Source organism: Nitrospira moscoviensis, assembly GCF_001273775.1.
Taxonomy (GTDB): Bacteria; Nitrospirota; Nitrospiria; order Nitrospirales; family Nitrospiraceae; genus Nitrospira_D; species Nitrospira_D moscoviensis.
Genome location: NZ_CP011801.1, coordinates 840,486 through 862,166, shown reverse-complemented (window position 1 = coordinate 862,166; position 21,681 = coordinate 840,486). Strand labels below are relative to the sequence as shown.

Below are 21,681 nucleotides of genomic sequence, written 5' to 3'. Positions count from 1 at the left end.
CGCACCGGCAACCCGCCCTCACGCCTCTTGACCCTGTGCAGGCCATTGGTCTTTAATGTCTTCTCAAGATGGGAGCGGAGGTTATGGCAAAGCACGCGAAAGAAATGGAGACACTGAAAGAGCACCTGGGCAAGCACCAATTGAAGTTCACCCGCCAACGCGAGCTGATCCTCGACGCCTTTCTCAAGCAGGAACACATTACGGCCGAAGAGATGTACCACCAGCTGGCGAAGAAAGATCCCCACCTGGGATTGGCGACCATCTACCGCACGCTGAACCTGTTTTGCGAAGCCGGCCTGGCCCAGGCGCGCCATTTCGGCACGCAGACCCAGTACGACAACGTCTCGCACAAAGGCCACCACGATCATCTGATCTGCACCAGTTGCCAAAAAATCGTCGAGTTTGAAAACTGTGACATCGAGCGCTTGCAGGAAGAAGTCGCCACCAAGAACGGCTTCGTCATCCAGACCCATCGACTGGAGCTCTACGGCCTCTGTTCGCGCTGCCGTCATTGACCCCCGCCGCTTGGTTTTGGTATCTTTTTGAGACAATTTATCAATTTCAATAAGCGAGGACCGGCTTATGCGGTATGCCCATGGACTGCGCGCGTCTCTTCTCCTTTCCCTCACCGCCGCCATGGGCGTCGTCGTGGCGCTCGCCTCGTTGGCCGCTCCTGTCACGGCTTCCGCAGCCGACAAGTTGGTCGTGTATTCGGGCCGGGCGGAACGGCTCATCAAGCCGGTGCTCGACGCCTTTACGGCCAAGACCGGCATCCAAGTCGAACTCCTGTCGTCCGGCACCACCGAGTTGGTCAACCGCCTGAAGGCGGAAGGTGATCGCACGCAAGCCGATCTGCTGATTACGAACGACGCCGGCAGTCTGGAACTGGCGCGCGCGGCCGGCCTGCTGCGCCCGCTGAACATGCGCGAAGTGGAGCGTGCCATCCCGCCGCAGTATCGGGCGGCGGACAACAGTTGGATCGGGTTGTCGGGCCGCTTCTGGATCATCGTCTACAACACCACCATGGTGAAACCCGATCAGGTCAAGTCGCTGCTCGACCTGGCCGACCCCCGGTGGAAAGACAAGATTGCGATTCCCAATTCCGGCAGCGAATATTTGCAGGCCGGCGTGTCGGTCATCCGCGCCTCGGTCGGCGACGAGCGGACCAAGAAGTTCCTCCAAGGGCTCAAAGACAACGCCGGGACGCAGGTCTATCAAAAGAGCTCCCAGATCGTGGACGCGGTCGCCAAGGGGCAGGTCGCGATGGGCATCGTGAACCACTATTATGTCTACCGGCATCTGGCGGCTCAGCCGTCCGCGCCGATCGCCGTCCTCATGCCCGACCAGCAGGACGGCGGCATGGGGGCGATCATGAATGTCGCCGGGGTCGGCATCCTGAAGCATACGGCGCACCTCGACAACGCCAAGCTCCTGGTCGAATTTTTGGTCGCGCAGGCCGGCCAGAAGATGTTCGCCGACCTGGATAAGGAATACCCGCTGCATCCGGACGTGAACGCCGACCCGGCGCTCGCCGAGCGGAAGAGCTTTCGCGCGGCGCTGGTGCCCTTGACGAAACTCGCCGAATTGCGCGAGCCCACGCTCACCCTGATCGAACAAGTCGGTCTCCGATAATCGGAAAGCCCACCGGTGACCAGCCTGCGCCAACAGCTCGCCTCGCCGCTTCAGTGGGTCGCGCTGGCGAGCGCCGCCTTGATTCTCCTCCCGCTCGGCTATGTGACGACCCTGGCCTTGTCGGCGGATCCGGCCGTCTGGCAGCGGCTGTGGGCGACGCGCATTCCCGAGCTGCTGCGCAACACCGTGTCGTTGGCCGCCATGGTCTCTGTGCTCACGCTGATTCTGGGTGTCTCGACCGCCTGGATCGTGACCCGCTTCGACTTTCCCGGACGTCCTTTTTGGGAAGTGGCCCTGGTGTTGCCGCTCGCCATGCCGACCTACGTGTTGGCCTATGTCTACAACTATCTCCTCGGGTTCGGCGGACCGGTGGAGCACCTGTGGCAGTCGATCGCCGGACCCCAGGCGCGGCTCTTTTCGCCGCAAAGTTTTTGGGGCGCCACGGTGGTGATGGCGCTCGACACGTTTCCCTTCGTCTATCTGTTGACGCGCAGCGCGCTTTTGACCCTGAACGTCTCGTTCGAGGAAGTGGCGCGGACGTGCGGAGCCTCGCGCCTTGCGACCATGTGGCGCGTGACGTTGCCGCTCCTGCGCCCCTCCATCGTGGCCGGCCTGGCGCTGGTGATTTTGTACGTCGTCTCGGATTTCGGCGCCGTCTCCCTGTTGCGCTATCAGACCTTGACCTATGCCGTGTTCCAGCAGATGACCGGGCGCTCCGATACGCAGGCCGCCAGCATTCTGAGCATCCTGCTGGTCGTCCTGGCGCTGACGTTTTTGGTGACGGAACGATGGTTCCGGCATAAGAGCCGCTTTTACCAGACCACGGGACGGTATCGTGCGCCGCAACGATTCCGGAGCGGATGGCTCCAGAGCCTGGGACTGACGGCGTATCTCGGCGCCATCGTCGCCGCCTCCTTCGGCGTGCCGGCCTATCTGTTGGTCCAATGGACTTTGTCCCCCGACGCGCAAGCGATCCTCGATAGCCGCTTCTTCAGTTTCGTCTGGAACACCGCCCTCCTCTCCGCTTCGGCCGCTTCCATCGGTGTGGTCATCGGCCTCCCGCTCGCTTATCTGGCGAGCCGCAAACCGACCCTCTTGAATCTGGGGTGCTTGCAGGCCGCCTATGCCGGCTATGTCCTCCCGGGGCCGGTCGCAGCTCTCGCCGTGCTGATCCTGTTTCTCCAAGTACTGCCCGTGTTCTACGGGACGGCGATCGTGCTCGTCGTCGCCTACGTCATCCACTTCTTGCCGGCGGGCCTGCAGTCGCTCGAACCGTCGCTGCAACAGATCACGCCCAACCTGGAAGAGGTGGCCCGCACGTTGGGGCTCGGCGTCCGGGAGACCTGGCGGCGCGTCACGCTGCCGCTGGTGCGCAACGGGTTCATCGTCGCCTGGGTGCTGATGTTTTTGCAGACGATGAAGGAGCTGCCGGCCACGTTGCTGTTACGCCCCGTCGGCTTCGATACGCTGGCCATCCGCGTCTGGCTCGAAGCGAGCGAGGAATATTATCAACTGGCCGCGCCCTCCGCCCTGCTCATCGTGGTGGTCGGCCTTCCCGCGCTGGCGCTGCTGCTGTCGCGCGATTGGCGGGCCGCCTGAGGACAATGATGACGACGGACGCACGGACCAACAGAGCCGGCGCCGGCAACACGCAGGCCCAAGCGGACCTCTACAGACCCGCCTCATCGATTCTGGAGCTGCGCTCCGTCTCCTGCGCCTACGAGCCCGCCAGACCGGCCGTTCACGACATTTCGTTCCTGGCGCGCGAAGGGGAGATCCTCTGCCTGCTGGGCCCGTCCGGCTGCGGCAAGACGACGATTCTGCGCGCGATCGCCGGTTTCGAGCCGGTGCGTTCGGGAGAGATCTTTCTCTCCGGCCGGTTGGTGTCTTCCTCCGGCCACACCATCCCGACTGAAGAGCGGCACGTCGGCATGGTCTTCCAGGAATACGCGCTGTTCCCGCATCTCCGCGTGGCGGACAACATCGCCTTCGGGCTTCGCCATTTGTCCAAGGGAGAACGCAGGAACCGCGTGCAGGAGATGCTGTGTTTGACCGGCCTGGAGGGCTTCGAGCGGCGCTATCCGCATGAGCTGTCCGGGGGGCAGCAGCAGCGGGTGGCCCTCTCGCGGGCGCTGGTGCAGAATCCCGTCGTGCTTTTATTGGACGAACCCTTCAGCAACCTCGACCCCGACATGGCGAGCCGCATGCGCCAGGAGCTCCACGTGCTGCTGCGGCGCATGAAGACCACCACGATTCTGGTGACGCATGATCACGACGAAGCCTTCGCCATGGCGGACCGCATCGCCGTGCTGAACAAGGGTGCGCTTGAACAGATGGATACGCCCGAGCAGATTTACCACGTCCCCGCCACGCCCTTCGTCGCGGACTTCGTCGGCCAGGCCGACTTTATCCCGGGTCAAGTCCGGAGCGGCACGGTGCATACGGAACTGGGCGAGTTCCCGGACACGCTGCAGAGCGCGGAGGGGGCTTCGGTCGTGGTGATGATCCGTCCCGACGACATTCACGCGGTGCCGGACCGATCGGCCGGGTCCAGAATCGTCGCGCGCCAATTCCGGGGCTCCGAAAACCTCTACACGATCCGGCTTCCGTCCGGACAACTGGTGCACAGCAGCGAAAGCTCGACCAGCGTCTACCAGGAAGGCGCCGCGGTGGAGCTGCGCGTGTCGGCGACCCATACCGTCATCTTCCGGGAAGCACCGCCCGCCTAGCCCGCCCGCACGAATTTCATGTTGACACCGGCGGACCGGCTTTGTTACCTTCGACCTGCAGAAGTTGAGAACTATTTTCAAATTCATTTAACGCGAACGGCAAGGGTTTGAACCATGGATTCTCTCAAACACGCCGTCGATTACGGCGTCATCGGGCTTCTTTTTGCGCTGAGTGTGTGGTGCGTCGCCATCGCCGTCGAGCGCTGGCTGTACTATCGCCGCGTCAATCTCAAAGAATTCCCCAACCAACAAGTGTTTGAAATCGCGCTGACGCGCCGGTTGGTCGTCATCGGCACCGTGGCGGCCAACGCGCCCTATATCGGCCTGCTGGGCACCGTGCTGGGCATCATGCTGACGTTCCACACGATGGGCACCACCGGCCAGATGGCGGTCAATACCATCATGATCGGCTTGAGCCTCGCGCTGAAGGCCACGGCCGTCGGCCTGCTCGTCGCGATCCCCTGCGTGGTGATGAACAACGTCCTGCGCCGGCGCGTGTCGGAACTGTTGACCCTGTACAAAGTGCAACATGGAACGTGAGCTCGATCAGATCAACGTCATTCCGTTGGTGGACGTGATGCTCGTCCTGCTGGTCATCGTCCTGACGACGGCCACGTTCATCACGACCGGCCATATCCCGGTCGACTTGGCGAAGGCCAAGGAGGCCGGCGATCGGAAGGACGTCCCGCTGGTCATCACGCTGGCGGCCGACGGCGGTTTGTTCTTGAACGACCAGGCCGTGACGCAGGACGCCTTGAAGGTCCAGTTGACCGCCCATCCGCGCGAATCGTTGGTGCTGGTGCGCGCGGACCGCGTCACGGTGCTCGAACGCTTCGTGAACGTGGTGGACGACGTGCGGGGGCTGGGATTCCATCAAGTGAGCCTGGAGGTCGTGCGGTCATGACGGCGGCGGCCATCGCGCAGATGGGACAGTCGACACACCAGCCCCACGGCTGGATGGCCTCTCTGATGGTTCATATGCTGGCGCTGGCCGTGTCCCTGTTCCTGTTCGCGGAATTGAAGCCGGCGCCTCAGCCCGAGCCGTTTCGGTGGGACATTGCGCTCGCGCACGTGACACCGCCGGCTCCGGAGGCGCAGCCCACTCCCGCGCCGCCCAAGCCCAAGCCTGCAGTCCAGCCGCCGCCCGCTCCGCCGAAGCCGGTGGAAGCGCAACCGGTCGTCCAGCGCGTGCAGACCGTGCAAACGGTCGAGCGCGTCCAGCGCATCGTCCGGCAGGAACAGGTGGCGGTGCAAAATCACGTCACCCCCGTGGTGGAAACGATCGCCCAGCATGCGGAGCCGATCCAGCAGACGCAACAGGCGGTCCAGCGGAGCGAAGCCGTCCAGAAGGTGGAGACCGTCGAGACCACGCCGGTGGCCGCCGTGTCGACGCCGGCCCCGGTCACCCACACCGTGCAGGCCGAACCCGCCCCGATCGTCTCCGAAGTGACGAGTGAGCGCCCCTCCCCGGTCATGACATCGCAACCGGTGGTGGGGCAAGCCCCCGCGCCCGTTCGACAGGCGGTCGTCGAGCAATCGGCGGTGGACGCCGTGGAAGCGCCCGCGCCCGTCCAGCAGATCGTCCACGCGGCCCCCGCCCAGCCCCAGGCCGTGGAACGCCCGGCGGTGGTGACGGCTCAGACGAAGGTGGACTATTCGTGGCTCACCCAAGAGTTGCTGGCCCGGCTGGAGCGGTCCAAACGGTATCCCTACACCGCCCGCCTGAATCGCTGGGAGGGCAAGGTGATCGTCAAAGCGGTGGTGCGCGACGACGGGCATGTCGTGAGCCTGCAGATCGCCGAGAGCTCGGGCCACTCGGTCCTCGACAATGACGCCATGGAGCTCATCCGGCAGGTGTCGCCCATTCAACTGAAGCATCCGTTGGGCAAGAGCCAGGTGGCGCTGTTGGTTCCGGTCGGATACTCGCTGCGCTGATGACAGAACAGGAGGGGTGTACCGTGACGTTTCGCCGACTCGTTCAACTCGCCGGTATCGCAGCCACAGTCCTCGTCTTCTCGGCTTCGCTCCTGACCACGGCCTTGGCCCAGCCGAAGAACGAGCGGCAATTCCAGGCCACGGCGACGGACGCTCAGGGCGTCGAAACCGAGATCAAGAACGTGATGTTCTACTGGGAAGAAAAGGTCAGCGAGACCGCCTTCGTGCCCCATGAACTGCGCCATGTCCCAGTGAAGAAGGGCACGGCCACCGTGAACGTCAAGTTCGACAACATCAAGCAGATCGACGTGAAGCCGGCGGCCGACGGCTCGCTGCCAACCCTGGCGATCACGTTGACCAACGGCAAGACGGGCGAATTCGGCCTGGCGATCAAAGGCAGCTTCAAGGGCGAGTCGGACTTCGGTGAGGTGGATTTGCCCGTCGGTGGTTTGAAGAAGGTCGTGTTCAAGTAGGGAGACAGGGCAAAAAAATTTGACCGCCTGGACTAGGGCGACCCCTAGTTCGGATTGCGCGTCTCCCTGGTGTGAGTGGGGAATGATGGACTCGAGTGTGCCGTACCGTCTCGTCGGCGTTCTTCTCGCCTCATCGTGGGCGCGGGTGGGCCGCGCCACAGTCTCTTCTTTAATCATCCGGTAACGACAGGAGGGAGGGTTATGGGCAGCAGCGATCAATCCGGTCTTGATTTTGAGAATAGTTCTTATTTACATTATCTATTACGGCGAGGCGGCGGGCTCTCCCGTCCGCCGCGTACTTGGCGGACGATGGCGCTACGCACCGCATCGTTACTGATCTTTGCTGGCTCCTTGACGCCGGCAATTCCCTCGGCCCTGTATGCCGAAGAGCCGGCGCAATCGGAGGAAAGTCGGGGCGCTCTGGTTCCCGGTGGAACGGGCAAGGCTCCGGCCGGCCCGACGGAAGCCCCTGTTCAGCCCGAGCGGCCGATCAACATTCCCCTGACGGAAATCATCGGCACCGCGCCCGATGCGCTGGAGCACATTCCCGGCTCCGGCCATGTGGTCACACAGGAGAGCATCTTCAACAACCACCGCCTCACCATCAATGAAGCGCTGCGGCCCATTCCCGGCGTCGTCGTGAGAGACGAAGAAGGGCTCGGCATCCGCCCCAATATCGCCATTCGCGGTCTGGACCCGACACGCAGCCGGAAGGTCCATATCATGGAAGACGGCGTGCCGATCATGCTCATGCCGTACGGCGATCCGTCGTCCTATTACTTTCCGCCGATCTTCCGCTTCGACCGCATCGAGCTGCTGAAGGGCAGCGGGCAGTTGCTGTACGGGCCGAGCAACGTCGGCGGCGTCTTGAACTTGATTACCCGCATGCCGCCGGCCACGCCGGGAGGCTTCTTCCAGTTCTTCGGCGGCAATCTGAATTTCTATAACACGCACTTTAATTACGGCGGGACGTGGGGCAAGAGCGGCTACATGGTCGACTACTTCCACTATCAGTCCGACACGCCCCGCTTCACGAACATCCGGGCTAAGGTGGACGACTTGACGTTCAAGACGGTGCAGGAGTTGAGCGAGCGCACCCAGATCCTCGCCAAGTTCAACTACTACCGTGAGGACTCGGGAATCGGCTATCAGGGGTTGACGGAAAGCGAATACAGCAGCGATCCTCGAACAACTCCCTTTACAAACGACAATTTTGATTTCAGGCGGATCGGATTTCACGTCGCGGTCAACCACATGTTCACGGCCAATCTGACATCGACGACCAACTTCTTCGGTCACTACATTCAACGTGACTGGTCGAGGCAGAGTACCGATTTGGATGGCGACCCCACGACCGCAAATGCAACCTTCAATACCGGTAATGCAATTGCGGCAACTGCCACGAGAGCGCTACCCACGGCAGGCCGTTTCATCAATGCCCGTGAATACTGGGTGTATGGAGTCGAGCCGCGGTTCAACTATGTCCATCGTCTCTTCGGGGTCGATGCCGTCGCTGACTTCGGCGTCCGCTATATGTATGAGGAGTCCAATCGGCAACAGTTCAGAAACCTCGTATCCGGTATTGGACAAAGCTGCTTTGGAGGAGCCAACGCTCAATCCTGTCTCGGTGAAGATAACCTACGAAAGACGAACGCCTATGCTGCGTTTCTGCAAGAGCGGTTGACATTCGGAAAATTCACCGTCACCCCTGGGGTACGGCTAGAATACTTCAAGTATTCTCAGCAAAACCGACAGGCTCCCGGCACAAGTGGAACAGGAGCTTTCAACGATATCGAGTTTATTCAGCCGTTGCCCGGCATCGGCGCCACCTATTCGCCCAATAAGGACTACACATTCTTTGCCGGCGTCCATCGTGGGTTTGCTCCGCCGCAAATCTCTGATGCAATTCAGCTGAATAACGCGGTGGTGGACCTGGAGGCTGAGTTGGCCTGGATCTATGAAGTCGGCGTGCGAAGCACTCCCCTTTATTGGTTAGGTGCACAAGCGACCCTGTTCCGTATGGACTTCGATAATCAGATCATTTCACAGTCGGCCGCCGGTGGAACCGGCGCGACACTGACGAACGCCGGAGAGACACGCCATCAGGGCATTGAATTCGCCGGCAAGGCTGATCTGTTGGATTTGATGAAGGGTGTCGCAGATCCGCGCCAGGACTTCTTCGTGGATTTGAGCTACACCTGGCTGGCGGAAGCCGAGTTCACCGGAACTCGGAACAGCAGCCTCTCGGCGATCTCACTCCTCCCCGGTGAAGCCTCGACTGTCAGCATTTCTGGCAACCGCCTCACCTATGCGCCGAAACACATGCTCACAGCGGGCATCGGCTATGCCAATGCGGATTGGGGCTTCAATACCCGTCTGGAAACGCAGTGCATCAGTGACATGTTCTCGGATGACCGCAATACCGTGAATCCGACGCCGAACGGCCAGCGCGGCGTCATCAAGGGTTGGTGCGTCCTCAATGCAGCGGCCAACCAGTACGTGAAGAGCATCAACACGACGTTCTTCGTCACTGGGAAAAACCTGCTGGACCAGACGTTCATCGTCGATCGGTCGCGCGGCATTTACGCAGGGCTGCCCTTGATGGTGCAGGCCGGCGCGCGCTGGAATTTCTAAGGTGCCTGGCGGAGGAGGCGACTTCGTGTCGCCTCCTCCTGCGAACAAGATTCTATGACCACTAAGAGCAACACATCTCCACAAGTCCACTGCTCGGAAGAAGTCCGCTGTCACTGCGGGCAACTGGTGGCGCGGATCGTCGAAGGCGGGTTGGAGCTCAAGTGCAAGCGCTGCCGGCGCTTGCTCGTTATTCCGTTTGCCAGCATCGGAGGGTGGCCCGTTCACGCGAATTAAGTCAGCCGAACGTCCCTGAGGCCAGCGGTTCTTCACCCAGAGCCCAAGATCACCACCGTGGTCTTGGGCTTTTTCTTTTTTGGGAGGCGACATCATGCCATCGACCGTCAGTCCTCGCGTCCATCCGACCGTCCTCAGAATCCAAGCCCTGTTGGCAAAGATCGATCGTCTGACTCTGCCGGCCGCATCGCGCCGCGATGTCGAGAGCATCTTGGTCCGCCAAGCCGGCAAAGAGATCGACCGCGCCCTCCCCTGGCAAGCGGGTCACGGCCGGCGGACGGCGGGGATCGCCGTCAAGCTGGGACAGGCGGCGGGCCTTGCTGCGGGCGAGTTGCACGACATCAAGCTGGCGGCGCTGCTCCACGATATCGGCCTGCTCATGCTCCCGCCGCGGCTCAGCAGGACCATCGAACCGCTGGAACCGGAGGCCTACGTGACCGTGCAGAACCATTCCCGCCTGGGCGCGAATCTGCTCGAACCCTTTTCGTTCTTGCGCGAGGCATCGATTCTCATCGCCCACCACCATGAACGGTGGGACGGCACCGGCTACCCCTACGGTATTCGGGGCGAGTTTATTCCGCTCGGGGCCAGAATCTTGGCGATCGCGGATGCGTTCGACGCCATCGAGGTTCCCGACGTGTCATCGCGTGAGCGGCGGAATACGGTGGCGGCACGCATCGTGATGGTCGCCTCCGGGAGCCAGTTCGATCCGGCGCTGGTCCAGCTCTTATACCGCCTGCTCGGCGCGGGGCGCGAAGTGGGCGACCTCAGTTTACTGTGATCGACGTGTCAGCCGGTCGCGTCAAGCGCCGGCATCGGAGTGGGGCCGTGCCACCCCACTTCGCCCGGCGGGGGCCCTCACTTCCTCCTGAGGCCCCCCGCCGCCTTTTTCAGCTTGTGCTTCGACATGACGGGGAGAACACCATGGCGACATCGCTTTCGACACCACCGCAGCGGGCCGATACCAGACAGCCGGACGAACGGGCCTGGGACATGGAGACCTGGGAGAGGCTGAGATCCGCCGTCGAGCGCCTGCGCGACGACCTGTTCGCGCGGCTGCCGCCGGAGCCGTCGTTGCAGGACCGGATGCACAGCTTTCTCGCCGCCAACCTGCATCGACGGGTGACGTTGAAAGACCTCTCGCGGTTCGTCGGTTATTCGGAGAAATACTGCTCCGAATGGTTCCTCGCTCGCATGGGCGAGCCGTTTTCCAGCTATATGAAGCGCCTCCGCCTGGAACGGGCCACCCGGCTGCTGTCCTCGCCCGGGCGCCTGGCCGACATCGCCGAAACCTTGGGATTCCATGATCAGTACGCGTTCAGCCACTTCTTCAAGAAGGCGACCGGCGTCTCGCCGCATCTGTTTCGGCAAGGGACGGGCCGAGCGCCCCGCCGGCCGGCGGCGCGTTGTCTGTCGGGCCCCATCCGGCGGGGCTGCCTCGACCGCCGGGAGGAACGCGGATGAATCGCGTGCCGCCGATGCGGTCCAGCCAGGACTCACTGTGGAGTTGGGTGGTGTCGGCCGCCCTCCACACGCTGGCGCTCGGCACTGCCGCGCCGTTGCTGCTGGACGTTACGCTGCCGCCGCGGCAGGACACGTTCCGGTGGGACGTGGCGGTCCGCCGGACGCCCCCGCCCGAGCCGCTGGCCGCCGACGTCCCCTCTCCACTCGCGTCCGCCGACGTTGTCGCGGACTCGCCGCTCGATCACCTGTCGCCCGCTGAAATGGAGGCGTTGCACTCGCAGCCACGCGCCTCGTTCGACGACCTGGACCAGGCGCCGCCGCTCGTCCGCGATGCCTTACAGGAAGGCGCCCTTCCCGCGAACACGAACGTGGCGCACCAGGGGACGCCGGCCCGGCGCGACGCGGCGTCCGGACACTCGGCGGCTGCCGGCATGCCGCCCCAGCGCGAGGCGACGCCGCTCGGCGCCTCGGGCCCGGCCGCGCTGCCGCCTCCCGAAATCGAGCCCATGGAACCCTCCCCGCTCGCGCAGGACGTGGTCGAGGAGGAGCTTCGGCGGGTCGTGCAACGTCCCCAGGCCGTCGAGCGGGCCTTGCGCAGCCGCGCGCTCCAGCCCGACTACGGCTGGCTGGCGCAGTCGTTGTGGGACCGGGTCGAGCAGTTGAAGCGATACCCCTACCTCGCGCGCATGAACCGGTGGGAGGGCACCGTGGTGCTCCAGGTCGTCGTCCGGAGCACCGGAGATCTCGCGCATGTCGCCGTCCTCGAAAGCTCGGGCCGTGCGATCCTCGACGAGGACGCCGTCGAGACGCTGCGCCGCTGCGCGCCGGTCAAACTGGCTCATCCGTTGGAACGGAGCGACGTGACCCTCCATATCCCCATCCTGTACCGGCTGGACTAGGGGTCACAGTAGATCGACAGCGTCATTTTTTTCTCCAAACGAAGGTTGGGGAATCGGGCCGCACGCCCGTCTTCCCCATAGGACCGTTGTCCGACCGTATGACGCCATCGAGTTCGGCAGAGTGGCCTCTTGGGGCCTTCACCAACTATTATCGCGAGCTTCTCTCGTTCTTGACCGGTCTGCTGCGCTGTCCCCATGACGCGGCGGATGTTGCGCAGGATAGTTTCGTCCGGCTGCTCGCGACAAAAGACTCGCACGCGGTGAGACAGCCGCGCGCTTTCCTGTACCGGATCGCCAAGAATCTCGCGGTGGATTCCGTCCGCCGCCGGCAGGTGCGGGCCCGGCATCTCACGGAGTTGACGGACGCCGTCGATACCCCGTCGCCGCAACCGCGTCCCGATCAGAAACTGGAGCGCGAGCAACTCTCCTGCGCGCTGCGAGATCTGATTGCGACGATGCCCCCGCGGCGGCGGGAAGTATTTGTCCTGTATCGCTACGAGCAGCTGACGCAGGCGGATATCGCCGAGCGGATCGGTATTTCAACCACCATGGTGGAGCGGCATCTCAGCAAAGCCATGGCGCACTGCCGGGAGCGGCTCGAACCGTTTTTGTAATCGTGCCGATAGTACGGATGACGCGCATGCCGACTCGTTCACAGATTGAGCGCCAGACCGCCTCCAACGAGGCCATCCGATGGTTCCTCCGGCTTCGGGAGCCCGCCTGTTCTCCCGAAGAGAAGCGAATGTTTGAGGAATGGCTCAACCGTGACGCCCTGCATCGGCGGGAGTACCGGATCATGGAGGCGCTGTGGGATCGCCTGGAGCCGGCGGAGACGCGCCGTCCTCGCCAAACCGGCGGCGGATCCGCCCCAGGTCCGCGGCGCCGGACGTCGCGCAAGGCCCGGTCCGGCGTACGGCGCGCTGCCGGGCTGGTCACCGCCCTGCTGGTGCTGGCGCTGGCGGCGGCCTGGTGGTGGGAAGGCTGGCGTGTGACCGCCGTCTCGTTCCAGACGGCAAAGGGCGAGCAGCGTACGATCACGCTTCCCGACGGAACGATCATCGACGTCAACACCGACACGGCCGGAACCGCCCGGCTGTCGTGGAGCGGGCGTCACATCGTTCTGGAACGAGGCGAAGCGTTTTTCACCGTCGCGTCCGATTCCGGCCGGCCGTTCGACGTGACGGTCGACGACACGCGCATCCAAGACATCGGAACCGAGTTTCTCGTTCGGCGGGAGCCGGATGGGCTGACCGTCGCGGTCGCGTCCGGCGCAGTTCGAGTCGAGCCTCCCCGTGCGGCGTCAAAGTTCGTCGAGCGGGGATATCGTGTCTCGTGGACTCGGCAGGGCACGTGGGGGCCTGTGGAACCGATCGCTCCCGATTTGATCGCGTCGTGGCGCACCGGCGCCGTCCTGTTCGACGGCATCACCCTGACACAAGCGATCCAGGAGCTGAATCGCTACCGTTCCGACCGCATCACCCTCGCCGATCCCGCCCTGGGTGACACGCGTGTGAAGGGAATCTTCGCTCTCGCCAACCTCGATGAATTCTTCCTCGCTCTCCCCACCATCGTGCCCGTAGAGATTACCCGGCGCCCGGGGCAGATCATCATCAGCCGAAAATAGCTGCGCGCCGGGGGTTGGGACAACGGCCCCATGGCCGTCTTCCACATTGAGAATGCGACTCATTCACAACCTTGGAGATGCCATGCGGAGGCCTATCTCTATCGGATTCGGAGCGTTGCTGTTGGTGTGCCAGACCCTGCTCATCCTGCCCGCGCTCGCGCAGGACGATGCCAAACCCTTCGACATACCGGCCCAGCCGCTTGCGCGCGCGCTCGACGCCTTTGCGACACAGAGCGGCATGCAGATGCTCTACAAAATCGAGACCGTCGAAGGCCTCACCTCCACCGCAGTCACCGGCGTGTATCCGCCCAAGGAAGCCCTGGACATCCTGCTCAAGGGCACCGGCATCTCGTGGCAATCGATCGGCGTCAACACCGCCACGCTGGAGCGGTCGCAGGTCCGCAGCAGCCGGACCGACGACGACGCGACGAGCGGCGATGCCGGCGGGGGAGCCGCAGCGTCGGAGAAGCCCATCAAGGTCCGGGAAGTGCTGATCCGTGAAGCGCGCGAACGCGACGACGCCACGACCTACGCGGCGGACGAGGCGTCGTCGGCCACCCGCCTGCCGGCGCCGCTCCGCGACACCCCGCTCTCGATCGATATCATCACCCGCAAGCTGATGGACGATCGGAAGGCCGTGCGGATCGAGGACGTGATCCGCAACGTGAGCGGGACATCGATTCCGCACGGCGCGGGAGGGCGGGCCGAGCGTTTCAACATCCGCGGATTTACGACCGACGTGAACATCTTCAAGAACGGCTTTCGCGACGACAGCACCTTTTCGTCCCGCACGCAGCGCGAAGTCGCCAACCTCCAACGCATCGAGGTCCTCAAGGGGCCGGCCTCCTTCCTGTACGGCCGCACGGATCCGGGCGGCATCATCAACCTGATCACGAAGGCTCCTCTGAGCTCGCCCTATTATGCGGGCGAAATGATCTTCGGCAGCTACAACCTGTACCGGCCGACTGTCGACTTTTCCGGACCGTTGACAAGAGACAAGTCCCTCTTGTACCGCTTCAACGGCGCCTATGAGCACGCCCACAGCTTCAGAGATCTGGTGGTCAGCGAGCGCTTCTTCGCCGCGCCGACCTTCCTCTGGCAGCTGGGCACCCGCACCAGTCTGCTGTTCGAAGGCGAATTCCTGTACGACACCAGGCCCATCGACCGCGGCCTGCTCGCGGTCGGCACCGGCGTGGCCGACATCCCCGTCAGCCGGTTTCTCGGAGATCCGTCGCGTCGGAACCGCTACAATCAGGGCAAAGGGACGCTGATTCTGCGCCATGAATTCTCCGAGACCTGGGCCTGGCGGTCCGCCTTCCGGGCGGCAGTGGCCAGCGAAGATTACAACAGCATCGAGCCGAGCTTCCTCGACACCGACAACCAGACCCTCTTTCTGGCCGGCTTCCGCATCCCTCAGCTGGTCCAAAGCCATTATCTGCAGAACGAGGTGATCGGCAAGTTTGAGACCGGACCGATCGGCCACCGCCTGCTCACGGGCATCGAGTTGGGGCGTGAAACGCACAACACCCGCGTGGACTTCGCCAATGTGACGACGACGCAGAACATCTTCAATCCGGTCTATTCCTTCAACGTCGATCCGTTCAACACGTTTTTCGACGGGACGCTGACCAACAACATCATCGGCATCTATGCCTCCGACATGATCGAGCTGAGGAAGGACCTCAAACTCACGTTCGGCGCGCGATTTGACATTTTCGACCAGCGCTTTGACGACCGACTCGCGGCCACGGAGACCAAGCAGACGGACACCTTCTTCAATCCGATGGTCGGCTTGGTCTATCAGCCCATCAAGCCGGTCTCGCTCTATGCGAACTACAGCAAGTCGGCCCGGCAATTGGACAACTTCAGCGTCTTCCGGGCCATGACACCGGCGGGCACGTTGCCGACCCCGGAAACGGCGCGGCAGTACGAAGCCGGGATCAAAACGGAGCTGATCGAGGGCAAGCTCTACGCCAACGCGGCCTATTTCAACATCGAGAAGGAAAACGTCCAGCGGTTCCTTTTCACCGGCGTCGCGCCGGCGTTCGGCGACATCATCCAGACCGGCGAGGAGCGCAGCCGCGGCATGGAGCTGGATGTGACCGGGCGGGTGCTTCCCGGGTGGGATGTCATCGCGACCTATGCCTACATCGACGCGGAGATCAGCCGAGGAGACGCCGTCGCGCGCGAGGGCAACACGCTGCCCAATGCCCCGCTCCACAGCGGCAGTCTCTGGAGCGTGTACACGTTCCAATCGGGCATGCTGGAAGGATTCGGCTTCGGCGGCGGCTTCTATGCCGCCGGCCGGCGCCAGGGTGACATCGATAATACCTTCCAAATTCCAGGGTTCGTGCGGCTCGACGCCGCGCTGTATTACCGGAAGCAAGAGATCTTGCCGCGCACCAATCTGATCGCGTCGCTCAACTTCAGAAACCTGCTCGACCAGCGCTACTTCGAAGGGACGCAGGAGTCGCGGACGTCGGTCATTCCCGGCGCGCCGCTCACCGTCCTCGGCGCGATCAAGCTGGAGTTTTACTAGAAGCCCTCCTGCAAAAAGATCGCGCAAAAATGGTCATGTTTCCCGGTCTTCGTTCGTCTATAGTATGGGCGGCTCGCGATATTTCGGGAGCCGCTCTTAGTAATGGATAGTCCCTCTTTCATCACGCTCATCGGACTCGGCATCGTGGCCGGTGTCGTTCCCGTGTATCTCGGAATCGGCCTGGCGGTGGGGACCACCCGCTGGGTGTCGAGGGAATGGGAAGGCTTCTTCGTCGGCACCGCCATCGGCGTGCTGGCTTACCTGTTCTTCGATCTCACGCACGAGGCGGTCGAACTGACCGGTGCCCGCGATCCCCTTTCTTGGCTCGTCTTTCTGGGAAGTTTGTTCGTCGGGCTGGTCGGGCTGGTGGTGCTGGAGCAGCTCCAGCAGAACCGATATCGGCCCGCCTCCATGCCGCTGTCCTTGCCCTATTGGATCGCGCTTGGAATGGGGCTGCACAATCTGGGAGAAGGGCTTTCATTAGGCGCGAGCTACGCGCAAGGCGCCTGGGACCTGAGCGTGCTGCTGCTGGTCGGGTTCGCCTTGCACAACGGCACGGAGGGATTCGGCATCATCAGCGCGGCCGGCCGGACGCCCATCTCCTGGAAGGATGCCGGGCTGTTGGGCCTCATTGCCGGGGCGCCGACCTGTTTGGGCACGGTGATCAGCGGCTATGACCCCTCCCCCTACTTTACGATCGTCTGCTATACGCTGGGCGCCGGATCGCTCCTCTACGTGATCTTGGCCCTCACCGCCATCGCCTACACGGCCACGCGCCGTCTTCAGGTCTCGCTCGGCATCTTCGCCGGCATCGCCGCCATGTTCCTCACCGCCATGGTGCTCACGCTGGTCGGCGGCGTCCGGTCTTGAGTGGCCGCCGCTTGCCGCCTATCTGCTTGCGCATCCAGCGGATGAGTGCGTCTTTGGCCATCTGACCGGCCGCCACTTGGCGGGTGACGGCTTCGAGATCGGTGGGATCGCTGGTCAGTTCAATGCCGTTCTGATCGAGAAACACAAAAGCCGACATCACGGCGGCTCTCTTGTTCCCATCGTACAACGGGTGGTTCTGCGCGATGTGAAACAGATACGCGGCGGCCATCGCCGCTACATCCTCGTGTAAATAGACGCCGCCGAACTGTTGCCGAGGCATGGCGACCGCGGCATCGAGAAGGCCGTGGTCTCTCACACCGGCCATGCCGCCTTCCTGTTCGATAGCGCTGGCGTGAATGACGACCACGTCCTCCACACTCAAAAAGATGACCTCTTTCACAATCAGTTCGCCAACCGCTTCAGCATCGGCCCGTAACGTAACCGCATCTTCTTGAGCGACGCCTCCACCTTCTCTTGCCCGACCCCGACGTTGGCCGGCGTGATCACCAGCGCGTTGCCGTTGACCGTGATTTGCAGAGGGGTATTTTCCTTGATGCCGATCGCTTCCATCACCGGCTTCTCGATGACCAACGCCATGCTGTTGCCGTGCTTCTGAAGAGTTTTGATCATTCCCGCACCTCCGTTAGCACGATGTTACAACATGCCACGTCGCCTGTCACGCCCCAATTCGACATAAACAGAACCGGCGGATGAACATTCCCCCGCCCTCGGTCGAGGCGACTCCTCAGCTCAGCCGGCGTGGGACGCTGCCCCAATTAAAAAAAGTAGGAGGTTGACAGGCGTCCACCAGTAATGATATTGAGAGTAAGTATCAATTACACGCTTTGCGTTTAGAACAGTAACGTCGGCGTGTCGCGTTTGTCGTGAGGCCAGCGGTCTTGACGGCCGGAGCCCAGGGTGCCGAAGGCACCGTGGGCTTTTTTTATTGTGCGCCGTTGAAACCGGCGCCGGCTGTACCACCGCTCAGGCCAACGGTGGCGCCGTCGCGCACGAAGGTCGAATGACAACCTGTGCGACGTTTCGCGGCCCGTACAAATGAAGGTTTCGGCGAAAGGAGAACTGCCATGACACGAACTCATCTTCGCGCGGCGGACTTGGACGGCCCGGCCTTGGTCGAAGGCGCCCTCACGTATCTGCGCGGCGTCCGCTATGCGGAGCGAGCGGTCGCCCTCTGTTTTCTGCCCTACCCGGGACTTTTGCCGGTGGAGATGATCGATCGCCAGGCGCGGGAATTTGACGAGATCGACACCGCGTTACTGATCGTGGCCTCCGGCGCCCGCCCGTTGCACCGTTTGTGGGCCGCGCGCGGAGACAAACCCCGCGCGCCCGTCCTCGGGGACGTCGGCGGACGGCTCCATCGGGCCTTGAGGGTGGCGATCGTCGAGCCCGCCTTGCGCTGTCATACGATCGTCGTCGATCGGACCGGCGTCCTGCGGCTCAGGGTGAGCCATGATTTTGTCGAGCACGACCTGGCGGTGCTGCGCGAGACCATCGACGCGGCGCACCGATTCGCGGCCGACGCCGATTCCCCTCGAACCGGCGCGGCATGCTTGCCCGCGTAGCGATACACGGGCGCCGCCTTCTACGACAAGGAGACCACCGACATGGAGGAGACAATGCGGGCCGAGAAACCGATGAAACTGGCGTTGTGCGGATGCGGACGACTGCACCTGACCTGCGGCCCGGTGACGCTTCATTTCACGCGGGACGAGTTTGTCGTGTTCGCCGAGTCGGTGCGCCGCCTGGCGGCGGTCGCCGCGCACCCCTCAGGACAGGCCGCCGTTACGGGTGCGCCGGAACCTTACACCGGGGTCTGTCATTAACGGAGGAGCCATGACGTTCCGATCGTGTCCACGCTGCCATCGACACAGTCTCTATTCGAACGGGGCCTTCTGGACCTGCAGCGTCTGTCGCTACGCCATCACGGAGAGCGCCCTGCTGATCGATGAACGACGGGCTCTGCGCCGCGCGAACCGGCCGCCGGAATCCTCGGGATGAAGACGGCCGGGAAGGGGGCACCGATGCGATGGCCGCGACCGCGCGACTATGACGATCTCATGGTGCTGGCCAGCTTGGCTATGGCGCTGAGCGCGATTATCGCGACCATCGTCGTCATCTGGCTGGCGGGCCTTCCTGAGCCGCCGCGGCCGTGAGACGGCCGGCACTATGGGCTCTCCCGCAGTTTGCTGATCTCCTCTTCGGAGAACGTATGTCGCACGGTGTGGGGCGTCTCGTCGCCGAAATGCCGAAACGCCGCTTCGATCAAGAGCGGTGCCAGAGCCGACAGATCCTTGATCGGGCCGGCGGTCTGCGCCTGGCCGCGCCACAGTTCCACGACGGAACCCGCCGCGCGGGACTGTGGCAAGTCTGCGACCACGACCACGACCTGGCTGACGTAACGGCGAAATCCCGCCGCGGGCGCGGACGAGGCGGTCGTCCCATACCCGCCCGTGCCGCCCGACCCGCTCGTATAGCTCGAAGGCGATTGCGCGACTGAAGTCTGAACGTCGGCCGCTTGTTCCCTCACTCCATACGCGAGATAGACACCGAGTTTGGCAACGGTCGGCTCCGTCTCTTTGTAATCCTGCTCCGTCAGCTTGCGCGCGACCAAGCGCGCATAGGCCGGAAACGCCAGGTCCTTCTCCACCTCGGTGGTCGGGAACACCGCAAAGGTGACGTGCGGCGGCAGCGGTTGGTCGGTCTTTCGTGATCCATTCGCCTCGACCGTCATCGTGGACGTACATCCGGAGCTAAGGCAGAGCAGAACCGCCAAGGCCCATGCGAACCGCAGCGCCTGGTTCATCGTGTCACCTCCTCATCAATGACCCGCGGAAATCCTACCTCATGTGGACCCAAAAAGGGATGTCGAATCTCCGGATCATCGGCCATCTGCCTGGAATCTGAACATCCTCTTTTGCCCGCCGGTGGACTAGACTCCCGCCCCGGACAGCGGCTCCGTGCGGCTGCGTCGATGTGCGGGAGGATCAATGATCCAGCGGGGCGATCTCATCGAAGTCTTCCAAGCCTGCCTGCTCGATCTGCGACGGTTTCTCGCCAAGCGCGTGCAGTGCGAGGACACCGCCGCGGATCTTGTGCAGGAGACCTATCTGCGGGTGGCCGGGCTCGACCAGGTGGCATCGGTTCGAAACGGCCGCGCCTTCCTGTTCAAAATCGCCGACAACCTGGCCATCGATCACCTCCGGTCCCGCGTCCGCTTGCATCAACGTTATGCCGGAGCGCCGTCGCCCGAGCTGGTCTCCACCCTGCCGACCCCCGACCGTGAGTTGGAGGCTCGACAGGAATGGTCCCTCCTCCAGAAGGCCATCGCCGATCTGCCGCCGAAATGCCGAGCGGCGTTCCTGTTGCATCGCGTGCAGCACCTGAGTTACGGCGACATCGCCGCCCGGCTCGACATCGCGGCCAGCACGGTGGAGAAACATATCAGCAAGGCGTTGGCCCACTGCCGGCAACGGCTGGAGCATGCGGGCCGGGAACGCGCGGCGACGCACGGTCACCAACAGCCATACGCAGGCTGACAGCCGGGAGGACATCTGCCATGATAGGCGCGAACTCTCCGAGGTGCTGATGACGCAGGCACCGCACTCCGGCTCTGAACCCTCCGCTCAACTGGTACAGGAAGCCTCCGACTGGTTTGCACGCCTCCGCGCAGAGACGGCCACACCCCGAGACCAAGCCGCCTTTGCCCGCTGGCAGGCGCAAAGCGCCGAGCACCGCCGGGCATATGAGTCGATCTGCGCGCTGTGGGAGACGCTGGAAGGGCCCAGCCAAGCCCTGTTCAAGCGTATGCAGGGCGACCTGCCTACGACCCGACGGTTGTCGCGACCGCGCGCGGTCGGCTTCGGGCGCAGCCTGCGACTCGCGGCCGCGGTCGCCGGGTTGGTCATCGGGGCGGCCTTGTGGCTGCCCGGCGCGCTGGAGTTTTGGCGGAGCGACTACGCCACGGCCGCTGGCGAGCGGCGGCAGGTCGCCTTGGAAGACGGCTCGACCGTCCTCCTCAACACCGACAGCGCGGTCGCGATTCCTCCGTGGCAGACCAACCGCCGCGTCACACTGCTGAAGGGAGAAGCCTCCTTTTCGGTCGCGTCCGACCCGACGAAACCGTTCATCGTGACGGCGCAAGCCGGAACGATCCGGGTGGTCGGGACGGCATTCACGGTCCGCCACCGCTCCGATCGGGTCACCGTCACGGTGAGCGAAGGCACCGTCACCGTGGGAGCCGACGCGACCGCCGAATCGGTGCGGGTCGAGGCTGGTCAGGAAGTCTCCTATGGGGCGGACGGCATCGGCCCCGTGATGACCGCCGACCTCCTCAAAACGCTTGCCTGGCAGAGAGGACAACTGGTCTTTACGCTTGACCCACTGGAAGCGGTCATCGAGGAACTGAACCGTTATCACCACGGAGTCGTGGTGGTGGCGGATCCGGCCTTGCGCACCCGCATCGTCAGCGGGGTCTTCACCCTCGACGATCCCGCGCAGGCAATCCGCGCCATCACCCGCACGCTGCACATCCGTTCCGTGTCTTGGGGCGACCGACTCATCGTGCTGTATTAACCGCCTGCGTTTCCCACCGCCATTTTTTCCCTTTCCTCGACTAGGGGTGCGGCGC

The 21,681-nt window shown here is 63.4% G+C and carries 26 protein-coding genes; 23 read left to right on the top strand and 3 right to left on the bottom strand.

The genetic code is table 11. The features are described from left to right. Positions 1–83: 83 nt before the first annotated feature. From NITMOv2_RS04210 to NITMOv2_RS04135, 17 genes are all read left to right on the top strand, one after another. Entirely contained in the window at positions 84–515 is a 432-nt protein-coding gene (locus tag NITMOv2_RS04210; RefSeq protein WP_053378700.1) for a Fur family transcriptional regulator, read from the top strand. A 67-nt stretch (positions 516–582) separates the two neighbouring features. Next, a complete protein-coding gene (locus tag NITMOv2_RS04205; RefSeq protein WP_238590457.1) occupies positions 583–1,632 on the top strand; it encodes an extracellular solute-binding protein in 1,050 nt (349 codons plus the stop codon). A 15-nt stretch (positions 1,633–1,647) separates the two neighbouring features. Next, positions 1,648–3,231 (top strand): ABC transporter permease, encoded by a 1,584-nt coding sequence (locus NITMOv2_RS04200; protein ID WP_053378699.1) that lies wholly within the window; start codon positions 1,648–1,650, stop codon positions 3,229–3,231. A 5-nt stretch (positions 3,232–3,236) separates the two neighbouring features. Next, entirely contained in the window at positions 3,237–4,361 is a 1,125-nt protein-coding gene (locus tag NITMOv2_RS04195; protein ID WP_238590456.1) for an ABC transporter ATP-binding protein, read from the top strand. A gap of 114 nt (positions 4,362–4,475) precedes the next feature. Further along, positions 4,476–4,901: a TonB-system energizer ExbB gene (exbB, locus tag NITMOv2_RS04190; RefSeq protein ID WP_053378698.1), complete on the top strand. Its 426-nt coding sequence runs from the start codon at positions 4,476–4,478 to the stop codon at positions 4,899–4,901. Then, positions 4,891–5,265 (top strand): ExbD/TolR family protein, encoded by a 375-nt coding sequence (locus tag NITMOv2_RS04185; protein ID WP_053378697.1) that lies wholly within the window; start codon positions 4,891–4,893, stop codon positions 5,263–5,265. The genes exbB and NITMOv2_RS04185 overlap by 11 nt, the downstream gene beginning before the upstream one ends. Next, the gene (locus NITMOv2_RS24605; protein ID WP_053378696.1) at positions 5,262–6,296 is read left to right on the top strand and encodes an energy transducer TonB; all 1,035 of its coding nucleotides are present in this window, start codon (positions 5,262–5,264) and stop codon (positions 6,294–6,296) included. The genes NITMOv2_RS04185 and NITMOv2_RS24605 overlap by 4 nt, the downstream gene beginning before the upstream one ends. A gap of 23 nt (positions 6,297–6,319) precedes the next feature. Then, entirely contained in the window at positions 6,320–6,769 is a 450-nt protein-coding gene (locus NITMOv2_RS04175) for a hypothetical protein (protein ID WP_053378695.1), read from the top strand. Positions 6,770–6,970: 201 nt separating this feature from the next. After that, the gene (locus NITMOv2_RS04170; RefSeq protein WP_083447732.1) at positions 6,971–9,403 is read left to right on the top strand and encodes a TonB-dependent receptor family protein; all 2,433 of its coding nucleotides are present in this window, start codon (positions 6,971–6,973) and stop codon (positions 9,401–9,403) included. Between the two features lie 54 nt (positions 9,404–9,457). Further along, positions 9,458–9,637, top strand: a complete 180-nt coding sequence (locus NITMOv2_RS22425; RefSeq protein WP_083447731.1) for a hypothetical protein — start codon at positions 9,458–9,460, stop codon at positions 9,635–9,637. Between the two features lie 94 nt (positions 9,638–9,731). Beyond that, on the top strand, positions 9,732–10,418 hold the full coding sequence (locus NITMOv2_RS04165; protein ID WP_053378693.1) for an HD-GYP domain-containing protein: 687 nt from the start codon (positions 9,732–9,734) through the stop codon (positions 10,416–10,418). A gap of 143 nt (positions 10,419–10,561) precedes the next feature. After that, a complete protein-coding gene (locus NITMOv2_RS04160) occupies positions 10,562–11,101 on the top strand; it encodes a helix-turn-helix domain-containing protein (protein WP_053378692.1) in 540 nt (179 codons plus the stop codon). Beyond that, a complete protein-coding gene (locus tag NITMOv2_RS04155; protein WP_053378691.1) occupies positions 11,098–12,000 on the top strand; it encodes an energy transducer TonB in 903 nt (300 codons plus the stop codon). The genes NITMOv2_RS04160 and NITMOv2_RS04155 overlap by 4 nt, the downstream gene beginning before the upstream one ends. A 98-nt stretch (positions 12,001–12,098) precedes the next feature. After that, a complete protein-coding gene (locus tag NITMOv2_RS04150; RefSeq protein WP_053378690.1) occupies positions 12,099–12,614 on the top strand; it encodes an RNA polymerase sigma factor in 516 nt (171 codons plus the stop codon). Positions 12,615–12,640: 26 nt separating this feature from the next. Next, on the top strand, positions 12,641–13,624 hold the full coding sequence (locus NITMOv2_RS04145) for a FecR family protein (protein WP_053378689.1): 984 nt from the start codon (positions 12,641–12,643) through the stop codon (positions 13,622–13,624). Positions 13,625–13,706: 82 nt separating this feature from the next. Next, positions 13,707–16,163 carry a TonB-dependent siderophore receptor gene (locus NITMOv2_RS04140; protein WP_053378688.1) on the top strand — a complete coding sequence of 819 codons (2,457 nt, stop codon included), beginning with the start codon at positions 13,707–13,709 and terminating at the stop codon, positions 16,161–16,163. Positions 16,164–16,265: 102 nt separating this feature from the next. Further along, positions 16,266–17,033, top strand: a complete 768-nt coding sequence (locus NITMOv2_RS04135) for a ZIP family metal transporter (protein ID WP_053378687.1) — start codon at positions 16,266–16,268, stop codon at positions 17,031–17,033. Here NITMOv2_RS04135 and NITMOv2_RS04130 read toward each other — a convergent pair. Both NITMOv2_RS04130 and NITMOv2_RS04125 read right to left on the bottom strand, forming a co-directional pair. Continuing rightward, complete coding sequence (locus tag NITMOv2_RS04130) at positions 17,005–17,433, bottom strand: type II toxin-antitoxin system death-on-curing family toxin (RefSeq protein WP_053378686.1); 429 nt, start codon at positions 17,431–17,433, stop codon at positions 17,005–17,007. The two genes, NITMOv2_RS04135 and NITMOv2_RS04130, sit on opposite strands and share 29 nt — an antisense overlap. Positions 17,434–17,435: 2 nt before the next feature. After that, entirely contained in the window at positions 17,436–17,663 is a 228-nt protein-coding gene (locus NITMOv2_RS04125; RefSeq protein ID WP_053378685.1) for an AbrB/MazE/SpoVT family DNA-binding domain-containing protein, read from the bottom strand. Between the two features lie 455 nt (positions 17,664–18,118). Between NITMOv2_RS04125 and NITMOv2_RS04120 the strand changes: the two genes are divergently transcribed. The 4 genes from NITMOv2_RS04120 to NITMOv2_RS24600 are packed head-to-tail and all read left to right on the top strand — an operon-like array spanning position 18,119 to position 19,207. Beyond that, a complete protein-coding gene (locus tag NITMOv2_RS04120; RefSeq protein ID WP_053378684.1) occupies positions 18,119–18,616 on the top strand; it encodes a hypothetical protein in 498 nt (165 codons plus the stop codon). Positions 18,617–18,658: 42 nt separating this feature from the next. Then, entirely contained in the window at positions 18,659–18,877 is a 219-nt protein-coding gene (locus tag NITMOv2_RS04115) for a hypothetical protein (RefSeq protein ID WP_053378683.1), read from the top strand. Between the two features lie 10 nt (positions 18,878–18,887). Then, a complete protein-coding gene (locus NITMOv2_RS23775; protein ID WP_187299360.1) occupies positions 18,888–19,052 on the top strand; it encodes a hypothetical protein in 165 nt (54 codons plus the stop codon). A 23-nt stretch (positions 19,053–19,075) separates the two neighbouring features. Beyond that, the gene (locus NITMOv2_RS24600) at positions 19,076–19,207 is read left to right on the top strand and encodes a hypothetical protein (protein ID WP_274519499.1); all 132 of its coding nucleotides are present in this window, start codon (positions 19,076–19,078) and stop codon (positions 19,205–19,207) included. A gap of 11 nt (positions 19,208–19,218) precedes the next feature. Here NITMOv2_RS24600 and NITMOv2_RS04110 read toward each other — a convergent pair whose 3' ends face one another. Next, positions 19,219–19,857, bottom strand: coding sequence for a DUF4136 domain-containing protein (locus NITMOv2_RS04110; RefSeq protein WP_053378682.1), 639 nt, complete (start codon positions 19,855–19,857; stop codon positions 19,219–19,221). A gap of 184 nt (positions 19,858–20,041) precedes the next feature. On the opposite strand from NITMOv2_RS04110, the gene NITMOv2_RS04105 reads away from it, so the two are divergent. Beyond that, positions 20,042–20,590 (top strand): RNA polymerase sigma factor, encoded by a 549-nt coding sequence (locus NITMOv2_RS04105; RefSeq protein WP_053378681.1) that lies wholly within the window; start codon positions 20,042–20,044, stop codon positions 20,588–20,590. Between the two features lie 49 nt (positions 20,591–20,639). Beyond that, positions 20,640–21,626 (top strand): FecR family protein, encoded by a 987-nt coding sequence (locus NITMOv2_RS04100; RefSeq protein WP_187299359.1) that lies wholly within the window; start codon positions 20,640–20,642, stop codon positions 21,624–21,626. Positions 21,627–21,681 lie beyond the last annotated feature (55 nt).